Annotated in this window: 17 protein-coding genes; 11 read left to right on the top strand and 6 right to left on the bottom strand. The window is 33.0% G+C overall.

Annotation, left to right across the window (positions count from 1 at the left end; translation table 11 throughout):
• Positions 1 to 69: 69 nt before the first annotated feature.
• Positions 70 to 831, top strand: a complete 762-nt coding sequence (locus ACZ098_RS11695; protein ID WP_487311931.1) for a C40 family peptidase — start codon at positions 70 to 72, stop codon at positions 829 to 831.
• Between the two features lie 51 nt (positions 832 to 882).
• Here ACZ098_RS11695 and ACZ098_RS11700 read toward each other — a convergent pair whose 3' ends face one another.
• Together ACZ098_RS11700 and gyrA are read right to left on the bottom strand one after the other, a co-directional pair.
• Positions 883 to 2,196, bottom strand: coding sequence for a tetratricopeptide repeat protein (locus ACZ098_RS11700; protein ID WP_487311932.1), 1,314 nt, complete (start codon positions 2,194 to 2,196; stop codon positions 883 to 885).
• A 68-nt stretch (positions 2,197 to 2,264) separates the two neighbouring features.
• The gene (gyrA, locus tag ACZ098_RS11705) at positions 2,265 to 4,886 is read right to left on the bottom strand and encodes a DNA gyrase subunit A (RefSeq protein ID WP_487311933.1); all 2,622 of its coding nucleotides are present in this window, start codon (positions 4,884 to 4,886) and stop codon (positions 2,265 to 2,267) included.
• Positions 4,887 to 5,147: 261 nt separating this feature from the next.
• Between gyrA and ACZ098_RS11710 the strand changes: the two genes are divergently transcribed.
• From ACZ098_RS11710 to ACZ098_RS11725, 4 genes are all read left to right on the top strand, one after another.
• Positions 5,148 to 7,691 (top strand): ATP-dependent Clp protease ATP-binding subunit, encoded by a 2,544-nt coding sequence (locus ACZ098_RS11710; protein WP_487311934.1) that lies wholly within the window; start codon positions 5,148 to 5,150, stop codon positions 7,689 to 7,691.
• A 125-nt stretch (positions 7,692 to 7,816) separates the two neighbouring features.
• Positions 7,817 to 9,187 (top strand): 30S ribosomal protein S6--L-glutamate ligase, encoded by a 1,371-nt coding sequence (gene rimK, locus ACZ098_RS11715; protein WP_487311935.1) that lies wholly within the window; start codon positions 7,817 to 7,819, stop codon positions 9,185 to 9,187.
• A 26-nt stretch (positions 9,188 to 9,213) separates the two neighbouring features.
• A complete protein-coding gene (locus ACZ098_RS11720) occupies positions 9,214 to 9,735 on the top strand; it encodes a DUF421 domain-containing protein (protein ID WP_487311936.1) in 522 nt (173 codons plus the stop codon).
• A 4-nt stretch (positions 9,736 to 9,739) separates the two neighbouring features.
• Positions 9,740 to 10,102 carry a DUF1304 domain-containing protein gene (locus tag ACZ098_RS11725; protein WP_487311937.1) on the top strand — a complete coding sequence of 121 codons (363 nt, stop codon included), beginning with the start codon at positions 9,740 to 9,742 and terminating at the stop codon, positions 10,100 to 10,102.
• Here the strand turns inward: ACZ098_RS11725 and ACZ098_RS11730 are convergent.
• Both ACZ098_RS11730 and hutH read right to left on the bottom strand, forming a co-directional pair.
• A complete protein-coding gene (locus ACZ098_RS11730) occupies positions 10,099 to 10,401 on the bottom strand; it encodes an Mpo1-like protein (RefSeq protein ID WP_487311938.1) in 303 nt (100 codons plus the stop codon). The genes ACZ098_RS11725 and ACZ098_RS11730 overlap by 4 nt on opposite strands.
• Positions 10,402 to 10,416: 15 nt before the next feature.
• On the bottom strand, positions 10,417 to 11,919 hold the full coding sequence (gene hutH, locus ACZ098_RS11735; RefSeq protein ID WP_487311939.1) for a histidine ammonia-lyase: 1,503 nt from the start codon (positions 11,917 to 11,919) through the stop codon (positions 10,417 to 10,419).
• A 409-nt stretch (positions 11,920 to 12,328) separates the two neighbouring features.
• Here hutH and thrA point away from each other — a divergent pair, with 409 nt between their 5' ends.
• The 4 genes from thrA (at position 12,329) to ACZ098_RS11755 (ending at position 18,142) form a co-directional block, all read left to right on the top strand.
• The gene (gene thrA / locus ACZ098_RS11740) at positions 12,329 to 14,776 is read left to right on the top strand and encodes a bifunctional aspartate kinase/homoserine dehydrogenase I (RefSeq protein ID WP_487311940.1); all 2,448 of its coding nucleotides are present in this window, start codon (positions 12,329 to 12,331) and stop codon (positions 14,774 to 14,776) included.
• A 103-nt stretch (positions 14,777 to 14,879) separates the two neighbouring features.
• A complete protein-coding gene (locus tag ACZ098_RS11745; protein WP_487311941.1) occupies positions 14,880 to 15,806 on the top strand; it encodes a homoserine kinase in 927 nt (308 codons plus the stop codon).
• A gap of 109 nt (positions 15,807 to 15,915) precedes the next feature.
• The gene (thrC, locus tag ACZ098_RS11750) at positions 15,916 to 17,205 is read left to right on the top strand and encodes a threonine synthase (RefSeq protein WP_487311942.1); all 1,290 of its coding nucleotides are present in this window, start codon (positions 15,916 to 15,918) and stop codon (positions 17,203 to 17,205) included.
• Between the two features lie 76 nt (positions 17,206 to 17,281).
• A complete protein-coding gene (locus ACZ098_RS11755; RefSeq protein ID WP_487311943.1) occupies positions 17,282 to 18,142 on the top strand; it encodes a L,D-transpeptidase in 861 nt (286 codons plus the stop codon).
• 1 nt (position 18,143) lies between these two features.
• Here the strand turns inward: ACZ098_RS11755 and ACZ098_RS11760 are convergent, their stop codons facing one another.
• Together ACZ098_RS11760 and ACZ098_RS11765 are read right to left on the bottom strand one after the other, a co-directional pair.
• A complete protein-coding gene (locus ACZ098_RS11760; RefSeq protein ID WP_487311944.1) occupies positions 18,144 to 18,422 on the bottom strand; it encodes an ADP-dependent NAD(P)H-hydrate dehydratase in 279 nt (92 codons plus the stop codon).
• 43 nt (positions 18,423 to 18,465) lie between these two features.
• On the bottom strand, positions 18,466 to 18,984 hold the full coding sequence (locus ACZ098_RS11765) for an ADP-dependent NAD(P)H-hydrate dehydratase (RefSeq protein ID WP_487311945.1): 519 nt from the start codon (positions 18,982 to 18,984) through the stop codon (positions 18,466 to 18,468).
• Between the two features lie 1,258 nt (positions 18,985 to 20,242).
• On the opposite strand from ACZ098_RS11765, the gene ACZ098_RS11770 reads away from it, so the two are divergent.
• Both ACZ098_RS11770 and ACZ098_RS11775 read left to right on the top strand, forming a co-directional pair.
• The gene (locus ACZ098_RS11770) at positions 20,243 to 21,334 is read left to right on the top strand and encodes a ligand-binding sensor domain-containing protein (RefSeq protein ID WP_487311946.1); all 1,092 of its coding nucleotides are present in this window, start codon (positions 20,243 to 20,245) and stop codon (positions 21,332 to 21,334) included.
• Positions 21,335 to 21,341: 7 nt separating this feature from the next.
• Positions 21,342 to 22,400, top strand: a complete 1,059-nt coding sequence (locus tag ACZ098_RS11775; RefSeq protein ID WP_487311947.1) for a ligand-binding sensor domain-containing protein — start codon at positions 21,342 to 21,344, stop codon at positions 22,398 to 22,400.
• Positions 22,401 to 22,404: the final 4 nt, after the last annotated feature.

The raw sequence follows: 22,404 nt of genomic DNA on the forward strand, positions 1-22,404 counted from the left end.
AGTAAATTTAGGATTTTATATTTGTAATTAAAATCCTAAATTAAAAATTTGTTATTTTAAAAAAGAAGCATGTTTGCCATTTGTAATTTATCTATAATTCCTTTACGATTTGAACCGTCTGACAGAAGCGAAATTGTTTCTCAAATTTTATTTGGAGAACATTTTGAAATTATAGAACAGCAAAAACAATGGTCAAAAGTTAGATTGCAATTCGATGATTACGAAGGTTGGATAGACACTAAGCAGTATCAAATTATATCCGAAGATAATTTTAATACTCTTTCAAAAGAAGCACTTATATTAAATTCTGATTTGGTTGAATATGTATCTAATGCTTCCAATAACTTAATTCCTATCACTCTTGGTGCTTCACTTTCATTTTTAAATCATAGTGATATTAACATTGAAAATTATGATTTTGAAGGATTAAAAATCACGGGTATCAAACCTAAATCAAATATTGTTGCAACAGCATATTTATATCTTAATGCACCGTATCTTTGGGGTGGAAAAACACCTTTTGGTATAGACTGTTCGGGATTTACACAAATGGTTTATAAGTTGAATGGTTATAAACTATTACGAGACGCATCGCAACAAGCTGGTCAAGGCGAAGTATTAAGTTTTATAGAAGAGAGTGAACCTGGTGATTTAGCGTTTTTTGACAATGAAGAAGGCAATATCATTCATGTTGGTATAATTTTAGAAAACAATTATATCATTCATGCCAGTGGAAAAGTAAGAATTGATCGTTTGGACCATTTGGGAATTTATAATGCAGACCAAAACAGGCATACGCACCGACTTCGTGTTATTAAAAAAATTATATAAAAAAAACGTTCTGAATTTCAGAACGTTTTTTTTATAAATGTGTACTCTCAATTATAGTTTTGCTTTTAATGCTTTGTATTCTGCATCCATTTCAAGAGCATTATAAACACTCATTAAAGCTCTTTTAGCTGGTTCATTTTTATCATCTAGCTCAACTGCTTTGGTTAGCAATGGTAAAACTTTCTTGAATGTTTTTTCTCTTTCTAATTTTAATACTTCGTAACGTTTCGTTTCTTTAGGAGTGGTACCTAGTTTGTTCATCTCTTCAACAAACTTTTCGTCAGCACGAAGCGTCAATTCTGATAAATTCAAATAGGCATTAACGTATGTTGGATCAATTTCAATTACTTTTTTATAGTATTTTTCGGCTTCTTCAACTTGATTTGCATTACCTGATACTACTCCAAGATTGAATAATAAATTAACATCATTCGGATTTTGTTGCAACGCTTCTCCTATCAATCGTTTATAGGAATCCATATCATTAATTTTGAAATATAAATCAGCTTCGGTAATTAATAACGAAGAATCAGTTGGATTTAATTTTCTAGCTTCTGTTATGGCAGCTTTTGCTTCATCAGTTTGACCTTTATCGACTAAAATCAAAGCAATGTTTTTATAAATTTCACCTCTTTTAGATTCGCTTTTTTCTTCTCTTGGTTTGTTGTGAGTTTTTAAACTTACCAACCTATCACGGTCAACTTTATTATTAAAAGATTCTTCTTTATCTGAAGCTAAGTTTACGGCATAATAAACAGTTGCCTCACCAGAATAATTTAGTTTTTTTAACTCTTGATAGTATTTTAAAGCAGCATCAAAATCTTTACCATTCACTGCATATCCCGCAGCATAATACAATTTTTCTGCATCCGTTTTATCCATTTTGTAAATAGAATATAAAACATCTGAAGCTTCTTTGAATTTTTTAGACTCACCCAACGCCACAACGTAATTCATTAATTCTGGTTTGTAAGAAGCAATTGTTTCTTTAATATCATCAGTTTGGATTTTTTTTCCTGTCTTTTTTTCATAATCCAAAGTTGCATTTAGACCTACTTCTAAATCAGAAATTGATTTTTGATTTACAAATTTCATCATTTGAACTTGTGTGATATTTTGTCCAAGCGCAGTAATTTCCATAATTGGCAACATGGCTTTGTAAAAACCAGTATATACTTTATCACCTTCCTCAGAAGCTAAAGTTTCCAATTTTGATAGATTAGCTTTATACTCAACTATATCATTTGCAGAAGGAATTTCTTTTGCATAAATTTTCTTCAATGCTTTTAACTCATCTTTTTGAGCAAAAGAAGCAACAGAAACTAATAACGTTCCGGCAATTATTATTTGTTTTGCATTCATCATAATTTGTTTTTAATTTATAAATTAGAAAATCACCAATACTGCTATTGGTGATTTAAATATACTCATTTTTATTCGTCAGAATCGTCTTCTTCAGTATCATCAGATTCCTCATCCTCTTCTACTTCATCGTCTTCATCGTCATCATCGTCTGCAACACCATCATCTTCTAGAACTTCTAGAACTGGTTTTACTCTTTCAATTACAGGTGCATCAATTATATTTCCTTCTTCGTCGACAATAACCTCTTCAACATCGTCTTTCATAACTTTGGTTACTGCAGCAATCGAATCATTTCCTTTAATGTTAATAAGTTTCACACCTTGCGTTGCTCGTCCCATAACTCTTAAATCCTCAACTGCCATTCTGATTGTTAATCCAGATTTGTTAATAATCATTAAATCATCTGCATCAGTAACAGAATTAATCGAAATCAGTTTACCTGTCTTCTCCGTAATATTCAATGTTTTCACACCTTTTCCACCACGGTTTGTAATTCTATATTCGTCAAGACTTGAACGTTTTCCGTATCCGTTTTCCGCAACTACAAGAATTTCACTATTCATGTCATTTACAGAAACCATACCAATTACTTCATCGGTTTCATCTTTAAGAACAATTCCACGAACTCCAGAAGCTGTTCTTCCCATCGGACGTGTCTTAGTTTCTTCAAAACGAACTAGTTTACCCGATTTTACAGCTAAGATAATTTGGCTATTTCCATCAGTTAATTCTGCTGCTAATAGCTCATCTCCATCTTTAATTGTAATCGCTGCAACTCCATTTATTCTAGGTTTTGCATATTTCTCTAAAGATGTTTTCTTAACCTGACCTTTTTTAGTAACCATTATAAGGTTGTGGCTGTTAGTATATTCCTTATCTTTTAAATCTTGAGTACAAATAAATGCTTTTACTTTATCGTCTGGCTCAATATTGATAAGGTTTTGTAATGCTCTACCTTTTGCCGTTTTACTTCCTTCTGGAATTTCGTAAACACGCATCCAGTAACACTTACCTTTTTGTGTAAAGAACATCATGTATTGGTGATTGGTTGCAACATACATATGCTCCAAGAAATCTTGATCTCTTGTTCCGGCACTTTTTTGTCCAACTCCACCTCTATTCTGTGTTTTATATTCAGTAAGATTTGTACGTTTGATGTAACCAGCATGTGAAATTGTAATGACCACATTTTCATCAGCAATTAAATCTTCAATACTTACATCACCACCAGAATATTCAATTTGTGAACGACGCTCGTCACCATATTTATCTCTAATTTCAGTAAGTTCTTCTTTAATTAATTCGGTTCTTAAAGCAACATCAGCAAGCAATGCTTTTAAGTGACTAATTAATTTCATGATTTCTTCGTATTCTGCACGAAGTTTGTCTTGCTCAAGACCTGTCAACTGACGCAAACGCATCTCAACAATGGCGCGTGCTTGAATTTCTGACAACTTGAATCGTTCAATTAATTTTCCTCTTGCTTCTTCTCCATCTTTAGACGAACGAATAAGTGCAATTACTTCATCAATATTATCTGATGCGATAATCAAACCTTCTAATATGTGTGCTCGTTCTTCTGCTTTTCGTAATTCGAATTGCGTTCTTCTTACTACTACATCGTGTCGGTGCTCAATGAAGTAATGAATCATATCCTTCAAATTCAACATTTGAGGACGACCTTTCACTAAGGCAATATTATTAACACTGAAAGACGCTTGCAGTTGTGTGAATTTATAAAGTGTATTCAAAACCACGTTTGGTACGGCATCACGCTTTAATTCGTACACAATTCGCATTCCATTTCGATCCGACTCATCACGAATATTAGAAATACCTTCGATTTTCTTTTCATTGATTAAATCGGCAGTTTTCTTAATCATTTCTGCCTTATTAACCTGATACGGAATTTCAGAAACAATAATTACGTCCTTACCGTTAGCTTCTTCAAAACCAACTTTGGCACGCATTACGATTCTTCCACGACCTGTTTTGAATGCTTCACGAACACCTTCGTAACCGTATATTATTCCGCCAGTAGGAAAATCTGGTGCTTTTATGTAGTTCATCAACTCATCTATTTCAATATCATTATTGTCTAGATAAGCCAATGTTCCATTAATTACTTCTGTTAAATTGTGTGGTGGCATATTAGTAGCCATACCAACTGCAATTCCGGTTGCTCCATTTATCAATAATGTTGGAACTTTTGTAGGCATTACTTTTGGCTCATACAAGGTATCGTCAAAGTTCAACTGAAAATCAACTGTTTCTTTTTCGATATCGGCCATAATTTCTTCCGAAATCTTTTTCATTCTAGCCTCAGTATAACGCATTGCAGCAGGACTATCGCCATCTACAGAACCAAAATTACCTTGACCATCAACCAAAAGGTAACGCATACTCCATTCTTGAGCCATACGAACCATCGCATCATATACCGAAGTATCTCCGTGTGGGTGATACTTACCTAAAACTTCTCCAACAATTCTTGCGGATTTTTTATGGGCTTTGTTAGAAAAAACTCCTAAATCATACATTCCATACAATACTCTTCGGTGTACTGGTTTCAAACCGTCGCGCACGTCAGGCAATGCTCTTGAAACAATTACAGACATTGAATAATCAATGTAAGCTGATTTCATTTCGTCTTCAATGTTAATAGGAATTAACTTTTCTCCGTCAGACATATTTATAAAATTTTAAATAAATTAATTTTTAATTCTAACGCGCAAGATACACTTTTTAACTATTTTTGAAAGCATTTTTAACTTCTAATTTCGACGATTTATTAACAAAATACACCTTTATAATAGTTAATAAATATAATGTTAACAGCCTTTTATTTGTCAGTATTTTTTTGTCACTTAGCTGTCAGTACTTTTATCGCGGAATGGTTTTTGCAATTCCGTATGTAATTCACTAAATTTACATCAATAATACATATAAAAATGGATGATAATTTTTCACCAAGAGTAAAAGATGTTATTACCTACAGTAAGGAAGAAGCATTACGTTTAGGCCATGATTTTATTGGTACTGAACATCTTATGCTTGGGATTTTAAGAGATGGAAACGGAAAAGCAATATCAATTTTGAATAGTCTTTCAGTCGATTTAGATCATTTAAGACGTAAAGTTGAAATTTTAAGTCCGCCAAATCCCAACATAGATTCTAGCATCGATAAAAAAAACCTGCATTTAACGCGTCAGGCAGAAAGAGCTTTAAAAACTACTTTCCTTGAAGCTAAAGTATTTCAAAGTTCCTCAATTAGCACGGCACACTTGTTGCTTTGCATCTTGAGAAACGAAAATGATCCAACAACTAAGTTACTAAATAAGCTTAAAATAGATTATGAAGTAGCTAAAGAACACTATTTAGATATGACACCAAAAGAAGACGATTTTTTAGAAAATCTACCAAAAAATGAATCTTTCAACGAAGATTCAGGACAAGATGACAGCCTTAAAGGTGATAGTTTTAATACGCCTGCAAATAAATCCAACAAAAAGTCTAAAACTCCAGTATTAGATAATTTTGGACGTGATTTGACCGAAATGGCAGAAGAAGGAAAATTAGATCCTGTGGTTGGTCGTGAAAAAGAAATTGAACGCGTTTCGCAGATATTAAGCCGAAGAAAAAAGAATAATCCATTACTAATTGGAGAACCTGGAGTTGGTAAATCTGCCATTGCCGAAGGTTTAGCGCTGCGAATTATTCAAAAGAAAGTTTCAAGAATTCTTTTCAATAAACGTGTGGTAACTTTAGATTTAGCCTCATTAGTTGCTGGAACTAAATACCGCGGACAATTTGAAGAACGAATGAAAGCAGTTATGAACGAATTGGAAAAGAATGATGACATTATTCTTTTTATAGATGAAATTCATACTATTGTTGGCGCTGGTGGAGCAACTGGTTCACTTGATGCTTCAAACATGTTCAAACCAGCCTTGGCAAGAGGTGAAATTCAATGTATTGGTGCCACAACATTAGATGAATACCGTCAGTATATTGAAAAAGATGGGGCTTTAGAAAGACGTTTCCAAAAAGTAATTGTAGAACCAACTTCGGTGGAAGAAACAATTACAATCTTGAATAACATAAAAAATAAATACGAAGACCACCACAACGTTACGTATTCTGACGAAGCAATTGAAGCTTGTGTGAAATTGACCGACAGATACATGTCAGAACGTTTCTTGCCAGACAAAGCTATTGATGCCTTGGACGAAGCAGGTTCTAGAGTTCATATTACTAATATTGATGTTCCTAAACAAATTTTAGATTTAGAGCGTCAGTTGGAGGAAGTTCGCGAACTTAAAAATGCGGTCGTAAAAAGACAGAAATACGAAGAAGCAGCAAAATTGCGTGATGACGAGAAAAAATTAGAAAAAGACCTAGCTATTGCTCAAGAACAATGGGAAGAAGATTCTAAAAATAATCGCATACAAGTTACTGAAGATAATGTAGCTGATGTTGTTTCAATGATGACTGGAATTCCTGTAAATAGAATTGCTCAAACTGAAAGTAATAAATTAGCTAAACTGCCTGAACTTATTCAAGGTAAGGTTGTTGGTCAAAATGAAGCAGTGTTAAAAATTGCTCGTTCTATTCAAAGAAATCGTGCTGGATTGAAAGATCCAAACCGTCCTATTGGTTCATTTATTTTCCTTGGACAAACTGGTGTTGGTAAAACACAATTGGCCAAAGTTTTAGCGAAAGAATTATTTGATTCTGAAGATGCCTTAATCCGTATTGACATGAGTGAATACATGGAGAAATTCGCCATTTCAAGATTGGTCGGAGCGCCTCCAGGATATGTAGGATATGAAGAAGGCGGACAATTAACTGAAAAAGTTAGAAGAAAACCGTATTGCGTAGTTCTATTAGATGAAATCGAAAAAGCACATCCAGATGTTTTTAACATGATGCTACAGGTTTTGGACGACGGATTTATGACTGATAGTTTAGGTCGTAAAATTGATTTCAAAAATACAATTATCATCATGACTTCCAATGTTGGAGCACGTCAATTGAAAGATTTCGGACAAGGTGTCGGATTTGGAACTGCAGCGAGAGTTGCAAACGCTGAAGACAATTCGAAAAGCATTATCGAAAATGCCTTAAAGAAAACTTTTGCACCGGAATTTCTGAACAGAATCGACGATGTAATTGTGTTTAACGCTTTAGAGAAAGAAGATATCAACGTGATTATCGAAATCGAATTGAAAAAATTATATGCTCGTGTTAAAGATTTAGGATACAACTTATCTTTATCAGACAATGCCAAAGCATTCATTGCAGAGAAAGGTTTCGACAAACAATTTGGCGCAAGACCATTAAAAAGAGCAATTCAAAAATATGTTGAAGATGCTCTAGCTGAAGAAATTATTACTTCCAAAATTGGTTCTGGAGACGAAATATTCATGGATATCGAAGAAGGTAATCAAGAGTTAACTGTTAGAATTCAAAAAGCAGAAGAACCTACTAGTTAAAAGATAATTAGTTTATTTATAAGCCACTAGCAAGACCTACTATCAATTGTGATAAATTTGTTTTGTTAGTGGTTTTTGATTTTAAAAAAAGTAGTACTTTCGATTTGTATTTAATCAATCAAAAAATGCCAGAAAACAAAATCATATTAGGTTCAGAGGAATGGTGTTCGTTCCCAGATTTAGGAATTCCTGCTATCAAAGCTCGTGTAGATTCTGGTGCCAAAACATCCGCGTTGCATGCCATAAATATTGCTCCTTTTGTAAAAGATGATATCAATTGGGTGAAATTTGACATCAATCCAATTCAGAACAATCTAAAAACGGTTATTCATTGTGAAGCGTTACTTATTGACAAAAGAATTGTAAAAAGTTCTAGCGGTTTCAGAGAACAACGTTATGTAATTCAGAGTAACATTCAAATTGGAACCGAAACGTGGATTATCGAAATGACACTCACCAACCGAGATTCCATGGGTTTCAGAATGCTACTTGGTCGTGAAGCCATGAGCGGAAGAATTCTGGTTGATCCTGAACAGAAATATTTATTAGGTCAAACTACAACAGAGAATTTAAAAGATTTGTATGTTAATTCGGTAGAAACTAAAAAAGGATTACGAATTGGACTTTTAGCCAGTAACCCTGAGCTTTACAGTAACAAACGAATTATCGAAGCTGGTGAAATGCGCGGTCATGAAATGCATTTTCTTAACATTAAGGAATGTTACATGAAATTAGACGCCACAAAGCCAGAAATTCATTATCGTGGTGGTCGCGTTTTAGATAATTTCGATGCAGTTATCCCAAGAATTCGTCCAAGTATTACATTCTATGGTTGTGCTTTGACCAGACAATTTGAATCCTTAAAGGTATATTGCTTAAATTCTGCTGCTGCGATTACGCAATCTAGAGACAAACTTTTTTCACTTCAATTACTCCTTAATCACGGTGTTGACATTCCAACAACTGGATTTGCAAATTCGCCACTTGATACCGATGATTTGATAAAAATGGTTGGAGGTTCGCCTTTAATTGTAAAATTATTAGAAGGAACTCAAGGAAAAGGTGTCGTTTTGGCAGAAACAAAAAAGGCTGCCGAATCAGTAATCAATGCATTCAAAAGCCTTAATGCCAACATATTGGTTCAGGAGTTTATTAAAGAAGCCAACGGAAAAGATTTACGTTTGTTTGTAATTGATGGAAAAGTCGTAGCCTCAATGCAACGAGAAGCAGCGCCTGGAGAATTTAGAGCCAACATTCACATGGGTGGAACTGCTTCGGTCGTAAAAGTTACTGCCGAAGAAAAAAGAATTGCCATAAAAGCAGCCAAAGCAATGGATTTAAAAGTTGCTGGCGTTGACATAATTCGTTCATCCAAAGGTCCATTATTACTAGAAGTAAACTCGTCACCGGGATTAGAAGGTATCGAAGGTGCAACAAATAAAGACATTGCTGGCGAAATGATTAAAGCTATTGAAAAGAATTTTAAGTGGAAATAATTTAATCATGAATTAGAATCATAAAAATGTTCGAAAATCCCTATTTAGACATCATCATCAGAAGTGTTTCCGTGTATCTTTTCATGGTGATTGCATTACGTATTTTCGGAAAAAAAGAATTGTCGCAATTGAATACGGCTGATGTTATTCTTATTTTACTAATTAGCAACTCGGTACAAAATGCTATGGTTGGAAGTAATTCGTCTCTCGCTGGAGGATTAGTCGCTGCTTTAGTATTGTTTTCTATAAATTTTATTTTGAAAAAAATAATGTACAATTCTACAACTATAAAAGAATTGATTCAAGACAAACCCAAAATTTTGATTCATAACGGAATTATAGATTTTACTATTTTATCAAAATTAGAAATTACATCCGACGAATTAGACGAAGTCATCAGAGAACATGGAGTTGAAAACTTTAGGGATGTAAAACTTGCTATGATGGAAATTGATGGTAATATAAGTGTAATTTCAGGTGATAAAAATTTAACACAAACACACCATAAAAGAAAAATTCATAAAACGCTTGGAAGTATAAATAATTAAAATCATGAATATAGTATCTCAGATTATTGTTGGTTTTGTAGCGTTTATTCATTTATACATACTATGGCTAGAAATGTTTGCTTGGACAACTCGCGCCAGAAAAGTGTTTAAAACCATACCAGAAGATCTGTTTGAGAAAACTAAAGTAATGGCAGCCAATCAAGGATTATACAACGGATTTCTAGCGTTTGGATTACTCTGGTCGCTATTTATCACTGATGAAATTTGGAGTTGCAATGTGGCGTTGTTTTTTCTAATCTGTGTTTTAATCGCTGGACTTTATGGAGCTTTTACCGTTTCTAAACGCATATTTTATGTTCAAAGTGTTCCTGCAATTTTGGGGATTTTGAGTTTATTTAATAATTAAAACTTCTGTTTACCAACTAATAGCTCAAAGAACAATTTAAAATCAGAAATCAGAGACCAAAATGGATATTTAAATGTCGCTGGCTTATTTTTCTCAAAGAAAAAATGTCCAACCCAAGCAAATCCGTAACCAATAAGCGGTAAAATCCACCAAAGTGACCATTGATTGCTGTAAATGATATAAATAAGGAAAAGAAAAAATAGCAATGTACCTATAAAATGTAAAATTCTCGACGTTTTATTATTATGTTCCGTTAAATAAAACGCATAAAACTCGCTATACTTTTTGATCCTTTCCATATTCTGAGGTTTAATTTACTCTTCCAAATCTATCAAAAAACTATTTAAAAAAGCTACAGAATTTTCAATATCATAATGAAGTATTCGATCTTCTTTCACAAACGGAACTTCTTCTCGGTATGATTTTACAAACATTTCAATAAAATCGCTAGATTTCAAAGGTCTTCTGAATTCAATGGCTTGCGAAGCATTCATTAATTCAATGGCCAAAATTCGCTCTAAATTTTCCATAACTTTCAAGCATTTTGTAGCCGCATTAGCACCCATAGAAACGTGATCTTCCTGACCATTACTTGAAACAATACTGTCAATACTTGCTGGTGTTGCCAATTGTTTGTTCTGACTAGCAATGCTCGCAGCCGTGTATTGTGGAATCATAAAACCTGAATTCAAACCAGGATTATCAACCAAAAACGCAGGTAAACCACGCAAGCCAGAAATTAATTGATACGTTCGTCTTTCAGAAATACTTCCTAATTCTGATAAAGCAATCGCAAGAAAATCTAAAGCCATTGCCAAAGGTTGTCCATGAAAATTTCCACCTGAAATAATCACATCTTCACCCACAAAAATATTAGGATTATCGGTAACCGAATTAATTTCAGTCTTAAAAACTTTTTTCACATAATCAATTGTATCTTTCGATGCACCATGTACTTGCGGAATACATCTAAATGAATATGGGTCTTGAACGTGCTGTTTTTCTTGAGCAATAATTTCGCTATCTTCAAGCAATTCAGTCATTCTTTTTGCCGTTACAATCTGACCTTTATGCGGACGAACATAATGGATCAATTCGTTAAAAGGTTCGATTCTACCATCAAATCCTTCTAATGAAATTGCCGAAATCACATCTGCCAAATACGAATATTTCATCGCTTTAAGCAAAATATAACTTCCGTAAGCACTCATAAATTGCGTTCCATTCAATAACGCCAATCCTTCTTTTGATTGTAAAACTATTGGTTGCCAACCTAACTTATCCAAAACTTTGCTTGACGGCTGACGAAATCCATCATAATTTACTTCACCTTCACCCAATAATGGTAAGGATAAATGAGCCAATGGTGCCAAATCGCCACTCGCACCAAGCGATCCTTGCGTGTAAATTACTGGTAAAACATCATTGTTATAAAAATCAACCAATCGCTCTACTGTTTGCAATTGGACACCTGAATGTCCATAACTCAGCGATTGAATTTTAAGCAGCAACATAATCTTCACTATTTCACTCGGAACTTCATCACCAGTACCACAAGCATGTGATTTTACAAGATTAGATTGTAATTGCGATAAATTTTCATTGGAAATTTTTACATTATATAAAGAGCCGAAACCGGTATTAATTCCGTAAATCGCTTTTTCGTTTCCAGCCATTTTGGTGTCTAAATATTCTCTACATTTTTGAATATTAACTTTGGCTTCTTCGGATAATGCAATGGTTTTATGTTGTGAAATTATTTCTTGTAAAGTCTCTAAGTGCAGTACTTCTGAACTTATATAATGCGAATTGTCCATTTTGGAATTAAATTAGAGCTCAAAATTCCGTAAACGATTGTTAAAAAACAAGGTTTAATGACATTATTTTATTGAGTATTTGTTAAAAAATTACATAATATTAATAGAATATCATTTTTACAAATTAATAAACTGCTCAAAAATGAAGTATTCACAAAAATTTGAAACTCATTTTTTTGATAACTAAAAAATGGTATTTTTGAGGTTTATGTATAACAATTGCCACAAATACAGCTTTCTAGCAACAACCAATTCTTTGGTTGACAATTTTATTGGCACTACCTCTACAACAACTACAACCCCATTTGGGGTATAATTTTCACATATAATCCAATTTCTATGGGCTTTCAAAATGAGAGTGCAATTCGTATTGAAATCATTTTCATAAAATCAATTTACAATAAAAATCATGATAGTATTAAAATTTGGTGGAACCTCTGTTGCCAATGCTCAAAATATTCAATTAGCAATCAACATTGTTACAGAGAAATCTAAAAAAGAAAAATTAATTGTAGTAGTATCTGCCTTAAGTGGCGTCACAGATATGCTATTGAATGCCTCGCAAAAAGCAGCTTCAAAAGACGAGAACTATAAAAATAACATTGAAGAAATCAAACAAAAACACTTCGAAACCATTTCAGATTTAATTGATAGCAACAATCAAAATCAGCTTTTAATTAAGATAAACAGTCAAATTAATCAATTGCAAACACTTCTTGATGGATGCTTTTTATTGGGCGAATTAACGCCAAGAACATCGGATGCTATTGCAAGTTTTGGTGAATTATTATCCTCACAAATTATAGCAACTGCTTTGCAACAAACTATTCCAAATAGTAATTTTAAAGACAGTCGTGAGTTGATTCAAACCAATTCGAATTTTGGAAAAGCAGTCGTGAATTTTGATGTAACTAATTCGTTAATTGCTGATTATTTCAATTCAAATAAATCACAGGTTGTAATTTTACCCGGTTTTATTGCTTCTTCTAAGGACGGAAATACTACAACTTTGGGTCGTGGTGGTTCTGATTATACAGCAGCAATTATTGCAAATGGCGTGAATGCCGATTCATTAGAAATTTGGACCGACGTCAACGGAATGTTTACTGCCAATCCGAAAATAGTCAAACAAGCACAGCCGATAGAATCTATTTCCTATCAAGAGGCAATGGAATTGTCGCATTTTGGTGCCAAAGTTTTGTACCCACCAACAATTCAACCGGTTTTGAAAGCTGCCATTCCAATTTGGATAAAAAACACATTTGAACCTGAAGCTTACGGAACCTTAATTTCTAACAATCCTGATGCAAATGCCAACCCAATAAAAGGAATTTCTCACATTGATACTATTGCTTTGTTAACCGTTGAAGGTTCTGGAATGATTGGTGTCGCTGGATCATCAAAACGATTATTTGAAGTACTTTCTCAAGAAAATATCAATGTGATTTTTATAACTCAAGCTTCATCAGAACATTCCATATGTATCGGAATTCTAAATCAAGATGCAGAACGAGCTCGAAAAGCAATAAATAAAACGTTCGAATTAGAAATTACTCAAAATAAAATAGACAATTGTATTGTCGAAAAAGACTTGTGTATTGTGGCTTTGGTTGGTGAAAATATGAAAAACCACCAAGGTTTGAGCGGAAAAATGTTCAGTACTTTGGGAAAAAATAACGTAAATATTCGTGCCATTGCTCAAGGTGCATCTGAAAGAAATATTTCGGTTGTAATTAATGAAAAAGATGTTAAAAAAGCACTGAACACGTTGCACGAACGATTCTTTGAAGACAACACAAAACAGCTGAATTTGTTCGTAATGGGCGTTGGAAATGTCGGTGAAAAATTCGTTGACCAAATTAACCAACAAAAGAAATTCCTGAAAGAGAATTTAAAAATTAATGTTCGCGTAATTGCAATGTCAAACTCTAGAAAAATGGTGTTTGATGAAGATGGATTGTCGCTGAAAGATTGGAAATCACTCCTAGATGAAGGCGAAATTGCCAATGTTTCTGAATTTATTTCTCGTGCAAAAGAACTGAATTTACGCAACAGTATTTTTGTAGATATTACTGCAAATGGTGACATTGCATCCATTTACGATCAGTTTTTGAAACAAAATATTGCTGTAGTTACATGTAATAAAATTGCTTGTTCATCACAATATGACAACTATAAAAACTTAAAAAAATTATCTCGAAAATACAACGCTCCATTTTTATTCGAAACCAATGTTGGTGCTGGTTTACCAATTATTGACACGCTAAAACATTTAATTGCTTCGGGAGATAAAGTAAACAGAATTAATGCTGTTTTATCAGGAAGTTTGAACTTTATTTTTAATAATTTTAGTGATTCGTATAACTTCCACGATGTTGTAAAAGAAGCTGGAGTGCAAGGATTTACTGAGCCTGATCCAAAAATTGATTTAAGTGGTGTTGATGTAGCTAGAAAAATTCTAATTCTAATTCGCGAAAGCGGTTACGAAATGGAAATGGAAGCCATAGAAAACAATTGTTTTTTGCCACAAGAATGCATGGAAACAACTAATAATGAAGATTTTTTCAAGTCTTTGACTAAACATTCAAGCCATTTTGAAAACCTTTTATCTGAAGCAAAATCGAAAGATTGTAGAATTAAGTTTGTAGCTTCATTTGATAACGGAAAAGCTAGTGTTGGTTTGCAATTTATTCCAAAAGAAAGTCCGTTTTACAATTTGGAAGGAAAAGACAATATCGTTGAATTTTACACCGATAGGTACATCGACCAACCATTAATTATAAAAGGTGCTGGAGCTGGTGCTGCCGTTACTGCATCTGGAATTTTTGCTGATGTCATTCGAATTGGAAATGTGTAATTTAGTCGAAAGTCAAAAGTCAAAAGTCATAAGGTCCAAAGAAAAAAACTTTTCAACCTATTCATGACATTTTGACTTTAAAACTTTCAAACTTTAAAACTTTATGACTAGCATAAAAATATTCTGTCCAGCAACCATCGCCAATCTCAATTGCGGATTTGACGTTTTAGGCTTATGCCTAGAAGGTGTTGGCGATGAAATGATTATTAGAAAATCAGCAGAAAAAGGAATAAAAATCACCAAAATAACTGGTGCCGTTTTGCCATTAGCAACCGAGAAAAATGTTGCTGGTGTTGCTGCCTTGGCAATTATAAAAGAGTTGAATTTAGATTTTGGTTTTGAAATAGAAATTCATAAAAAAATTAAAGCTGGAAGCGGAATTGGAAGTTCTTCGGCAAGCGCCGCTGGAGCAGTTTTCGGAATCAATGAATTACTTGGAAAACCATTCACAAAGCACGAATTGGTAGATTTTGCCATGAAAGGAGAAGCGATTGCAAGTGGTTCGGAACATGCCGACAACGTTGCTCCTTGCCTACTTGGTGGTTTTACTTTGGTTCGCGGTTACAATCCGTTGGATGTGATTCGAATTGAAAGTCCAATTGAACTCTATGCAGTAGTTTTGCATCCACATATCGAAGTAAAAACAGCTGATGCACGAGCTGTTCTACAACCAATGATTCCGATGAAAGACGCGATAACGCAATGGGGAAATCTTGGCGGATTGATAGCTGGTTTGTACGCACAGGATTACAACTTAATAGGTCGTTCACTAAATGATGTGATTGTTGAACCTGCACGAAAACATTTGATTCCTAACTTTGATGAAGTTAAAAATACAGCATTGCAAAATGGTGCTTTAGGTTCTGGAATTTCTGGTGCTGGACCAAGTATTTTTGCCTTATGTAAAGGACAAGAAAGTGCTGAAAAAGTAGCATTTGCCATGAGCGAAAGTTATCAAGATACCAGAATTGCTTTTGATATGCATATTTCAAAAATAAATTCTCACGGAGTCAATATAATTAAAATTTAGACACAAATTTCTCGAATTTACATGAATTTAAAAAATTTCGCAAAAATAAATTAGTGAAATCAATAATCATAATTAATTCGTCAAATTCGTGTGAAAAAATTAGTAAAAAATGAAATATTACAGTTTAAATAATAGAGATAACAAGGTTTCGTTCCAAGAAGCCGTTATTCAAGGACTTGCTCCTGACAGAGGTTTGTATTTTCCTGAAATAATTACTCAATTACCACAATCCTTTTTTGATGAAATAGAGCAGTTATCAAACGAAGAAATTGCGTTCCAAGCGATAAAGCAATTCGTAGGAACTGAAATTCCAGAAGCCGAATTAAAGCAAATAATAAAAGAAACATTATCCTTCGATTTTCCAGTGGTAAAAGTCGAAGAAAATGTGTTTTCGTTAGAATTATTTCATGGTCCGACAATGGCATTTAAAGACGTTGGCGCCCGATTCATGTCGCGTTGTTTGGCCTATTTCAACAGAGATAAAGATCAAAAAAATACAGTTTTAGTAGCAACTTCTGGCGATACTGGTGGCGCAGTTGCAAGCGGATTTCTGGGTGTGAAAGGCGTTGAAGTTGTAATTTTGTATCCATCCGGAAAAGTAAGCGATATTCAAGAACGACAATTAACAACTTTAGGTCAAAATAGTACTGCTTTAGAAGTTGATGGTGTTTTCGACGATTGTCAGGATATGGTCAAAAAAGCATTTCTTGATGATGATTTAAAGTTTAAAAACCTGACATCGGCTAACTCCATTAACATTGCACGTTGGTTACCACAAATGTTTTACTTTTTCTTTGCTTACAAAGAATTAAAAAAATACAACAAACAGGTTCTAGTATCATGTCCCAGTGGAAATTTCGGAAATATTTGCGCTGGAATCATGGCTAAAAAATTAGGATTGCCACTCACCCATTTTGTTGCTTCTACCAATGCCAACGATACCGTTCCAAGGTTCTTAGAAAGCGGAATTTACAATGCAAAACCATCAATAGCAACCATTTCAAATGCTATGGATGTTGGAAATCCAAGTAATTTTGTGCGCATTCAAGAATTATATAATAATGATTTGAAAGCTTTCGAAAGCGATTTTTCGTCTTATTCTTATTCTGACGATGAAACCCAATTTGCCATGAAAAACATTCATGTAAACTCGGGATATATTACTGAACCTCACGGCGCAGTAGGTTATTTAGGATTAAAAAAAGAGTTACTGCGTTATCCAAATGCAGTTGGTTTTTTCCTAGAAACGGCGCATCCAATAAAGTTTTTAGATGTTGTAGAACCTGTTTTGAATGTCAAATTGGAAATCCCTAAACAAATTGAACGTGTTTTAAATAAAGAAAAGATTAGCAGTAAAATTAAAACGTATGAAGATTTGAAACGTTTTCTAAAACCGTAAATTAGACAACTATTTTTAAAAATTGTGTAAAGGTTTTTGATTGCGAAATGATGAATTTTACAGAAAACCAAAACCGATGAAATTTAAATTTATTATTGTTACGCTAATCGCTTTTCTTACTCTATTTTCATGCAAGGAAAACGGAAGTCCAATAAAAGAAAAAAAGAAAATAGTTAGAAAGCAACCCAAATCGGTTTCTTATACTTTAGTAAATGCTAAAACATGGTTGGAGCAAAATGGTACTGATGTTTCGAAAATTGAAATCGTAACAGCCATCAATCGAACTGATAAAAAGAACTTAGCTAAGCAAGATTCGATTGTAATTCCAACCGACTTTAGTGGTGATGTGGTTTACTATTTACCATTTCCACTAGAAGTTAACTATCTAGATGACGTTTCTAAAGTAGTACTTTTCTCCTATCCTACACAAACTTTTGCAGCTTATGAAAATGGTGTTCTTGTCTATTCCGGCCCAACGAATATGGGTAGAAAAAAAGATCTGACTCCTACTGGATTGTTTTACACCAATTGGAAGGCAGAAAAAACTACAAGTACTTTTGACGACGAGTGGGAATTGAAATGGAATTTCAACATTGAAAATAAATTAGGTGTAGGCTTTCACGAATATGAATTACCTGGTTATCCTGCATCACATTCTTGCTTGCGATTACTAGAAAAAGATGCCAGATTTTTATATGATTGGGCCGATCAATGGATTCTAGAAGACAAACAAACGGTGCAAGTAAAAGGAACTCCAGTTGTGGTTTTCGGTAGTTATGATTTTGATGCGCCAAAACCTTGGTTGCAATTGGTTCAAAATCCGAAAGCCCTAATTATTTCTGAAGCAGAAGTTGAAAAGCAGATAAAACCTTTTTTGAAAGCAATATTGGAACAACAAAAAGTACGGGAAGATTACAATAAATCTGAAGCAGAATAAATTAATTTTCTAAAATTAGAAAAGCTTTTCCAAGATAATTAATGATATCAGATGCTATGAATGATTGATAACCAGTTTCTGGTAATGCCAGATCAGCTGTCAATCCGTGAAGGTAAACACCAAAAAGTGCAGCATTTATTGGTTCGTAATTTTGTGCCAGTAAACTTGTAATAATTCCTGTAAGCACATCGCCACTTCCTGCTGTTGCCAGCGCTTGATTTCCTGTCGAATTTTGATAAACGGTGTCACCATCAATTGTAATAGTTGGGGCACCTTTCATAACTATGATAACATTAAATTGTTTTGAAAATTGAATTGTTTTTTCAAATTTTTTCGGACTCAGAACTCCAAGTTCCAATTAAACGTTTTAGTTCTTTCGGATGTGGTGTCAAAATAGTTTTAGGATGTAAAAGTGTTTGCCAAGTTGGATTTAAAGCTAAAATATTCAATGCATCGGCATCAATAACCATAGGTATTTGGGTCCTTAAAAGCAATTGATGAATTGCAATTTGTGTTTCCATTTCTTGACCAATACCAATGCCAATCCCTATAGCACTAGCTGTAAAATCAAAAGTAATTTTGGTAATAAATTTTTCATTGTCATCGGTTAAAACCATAACCTCTGGAATACTTACTTGCACAACAGTATAACCACATTTTGGAATATAGGCTGTAACCAAACCACAACCCGATTTCAAAGCAGCTTTACTGGACAAACACACCGAACCCATTTTGCCATAACTACCTCCTATTAGAAGTGCATGACCTTGTAGTCCTTTGTGCGTATTGCTTGCAATTGGTTGGTATAAATTCAGGATAAAATCTCTAGTCACTTCAATCATACTACGATATTAGATACTTAAAATTACATAAAAAAAAGGGTTAATCCTAATAAAAATGAAATTCAGTACCGTCAATTATTATAGTATCTTAGTTAATTCAAATAGTAGTGTATATATGCTTAGAAATTTCATAGAACTTTATTATATTAGTGTCTTGCTTTGGTAAATGTTGTGGCACAATTACCTCAAGAATCAAATTACCCAAGACTTTTTTATATTTGGATAAATTGGTAGGTTTTGAATGTAATAGATGTTTATTCTTGTGCATAAATTTTCATAAACCCAAAAAAAATAGAATACTATGTTTAATTTCAAAAAAAGTAAATTAGAAAAACTCACTAAATTTATCAAGAAGGCTGACAATAAACTTTCAACAGAAGACAAAGAAAAAATCATTAAATTAATTAAACCTTCCGTCGGAATATTGACAAAAAAATACTATCTGATGATGAATATAAAAATATTCAGTGCCAAAGAGGCTTTCAGCAATGGAAAGTCTCGGGATTTATCAGAAATTAGAAACAGTTTCAATTTAAAACTTAATTACATTTGTGAAAATTTGGTATATATTCATCGCAATTCTTGGTGATGAGAAAAGTTAGTAGCCTATTAATAAAAGACGGAATTATGACGTTCGAATCATTTAAAACAACAAAAGGATTTTGTCACATTAGCAACCAAAAATTAATTTTTAGTTTAGACAATTGTACCGACAAGGTATCCGACATAGAATTACTTAAGCATAATTTAAAAAGCGTCGTAAAACTTTTTTTTGCAATAGGCTTATTTTGTTTTTCTTATCAAAGTTTTGATAACAATAAAATTTACTCAGGAACATTAAACTTAATAATTGGATTGCTATTTTTATACGAAATCATCAATTTTATAAAAAAACGGAATTACTTTATCAGAAAAATAATTTTAATAAATACAATTAGAAAAATTGATTTAGAAAGTAATAATACAATCAAAGTGAATTATTTGAACGAAAAAAATCAAGTAAAAACTTTTTGTATAAAAACATCCCTGAATCAAATCGAAAATGAAAAGATTCTTGAAAAATTAAATACTAAAATCGGCTACTAACAGCAGCTTATAAAAATTGCACATCACCGAATTTACCTGAAATACAAAATAATTCAAATTAAAATTTTGGTTATATTTGTTAAGGTATGGTTTTAGTTTATCTCAAATTCATTACTATCCTAAATTTTGAGTGGCATCATAAATCAGAACACTATTCAAACAAATTTTTAAAATGAATACGATTAAAATCTTCCTATTTTCAATTTCACTATTAAGTTTTTTCTCAACCTTTACTTGTAGTAATGGGCAAAAAAAAACAGAAAAACAGAAATGGAAGACTATTGAAATCGGAAGAACTGTTTCTAAAGTTGACAAAGCAATTTGGAGTATTTATCAAGATAAAAAATCAAATTATTGGTTCGGAAGTAAGGAAAATGGAGTATATTATTATAACGGTCAGCAAATTAAACAAATTACTGTAGATGATGGTTTGATAAACAATGAAGTCCGCGGTTTTCAAGAAGATTCGTTGGGCAATGTCTACATTGAAACCGAGCGAGGTATCAGTAAATTTGATGGACATTCTTTCAAAACGTTGCAAATAGCAAACCCCGATTCGCCTTCAACAGATTGGCTTTTAGAACCTAATGACTTGTGGTTCAGAATTGGCTTTAATGCTAATGGTGTATATCGATTTGACGGAGAACTTGTACATTATCTGAAATTGCCAAAATCTCCTCAAGAAGATATATTATATAGCACAGAATCAAATAATCATGGGTTAAAACCCTATGGAATTTATACCATCTACAAAGACCGTAACGGATATATGTGGTTTGGAACATCGCATCTTGGCTTATGTCGATTTGATGGCAAAAAAATAAGTTGGCATTACGAAGAACAATTACAAACAACACCAAGTGGTGGCTCTTTTGGAACACGTGCCATCTTTGAAGATAAAGAAGGAAAGTTTTGGATAAATAATACACGTTTTCGGTACAATATACAACCTAATAGTAGTACCAATATTGACTTTCATAAAGAGGTCGGAGTTGGTTATAAAAACGAGAATAAACAACTAGAGTTTCCATTTTTTTTATCCATAGCAGAGGATAATAAAGGTAACCTGTGGATGGTAACTTATGAAAACGGTGTTTGGAAATACAATGGAAAAGAACTGATTCACTACCCTATCAAAGATGGATCAACAGATGTGTTACTTTTTACTATTTATAAAGACAATAAAGGAGTTCTTTGGCTTGGAAGTCACAATGCAGGTGTATATAAGTTTAATGGTGATTCGTTTGAGAAATTTGGAAACTAAGTTCATTATGAGAAATTTAAATACTTTAATTTACTTATTATTTATAACACTCAACCTTTCCTGTGTTGAAAAAAGAACAACCGAAAAAGTAATAAATCAATCTGAATTATTAAATAATTCAAAAACAGATACTTTAAAATTTACTTCCGGAATACGTTCAATATTACAAGACAGTAAAGGTAATTATTGGCTTGGAAGTCATAATGAAGGTGTAAGCAATTACAACGGAAATTCTTTTGAATACTTTACTACCAATGAAGGTTTATCCGACAATCAAATCCGTTCCATTGAAGAAGACAAGAGTGGAAAAATTTGGTTTGGTACTGCCAATGGTGTAAGTGTATATTACCAAGGAAAGTTTACTAATTATTCAATAAATAGTAACGAACCAAAGTATAAATGGAATGAAACCAACGGAGATTTATGGTTTAATGCAGGTGAGAAAGACGGAATAAATCGTTTTGACGGAATCAATATGAACTATTTAATTTTTCCAAAACCTAAAAATGAAAATCCTGAAAATTCATATGGTGTAACCGATATATCAAAAGATAAAGATGGAAAAGTTTGGATTGCCACCTATGCAGCATTATTCAAATATGATGGCAAAATGGTTACTATCTTTAATCATGAGAAATTAAAGCTAAAACCGAATGAGTATTTGCACATTAGAAGTGTTCTAGCAGATTCAAAAGGACGCATTTGGATAGGAAATAATGGAATCGGCGTAGTATTAAAGGAAGGTAAAACAACTAGCAATTTTTCTGAAAAGCACAACTTAATTCATCCAACAAGTTCAAAAAATGGAAATAAGTCTTTGCCAGGAACGCTTGAACACGTTTTTGCTATTGAAGAGGATAATCATGGAAATATTTGGTTTGGAGATCGAGATACTGGAGCTTGGAAATATAATGGTACTACCATGACAAACTATACCATAGACAAAAGTCTTAAATCACAAATGGTTTGGACTATCTTTAAAGACAATAATAACAATTTACTTTTTGGAATGGCAAATGGAAGTGTTTATACTTTTAATGACGATTCATTTGAAAAAATATTTTGAAAAA

The organism is Flavobacterium sp. SP2 (assembly GCF_057626655.1).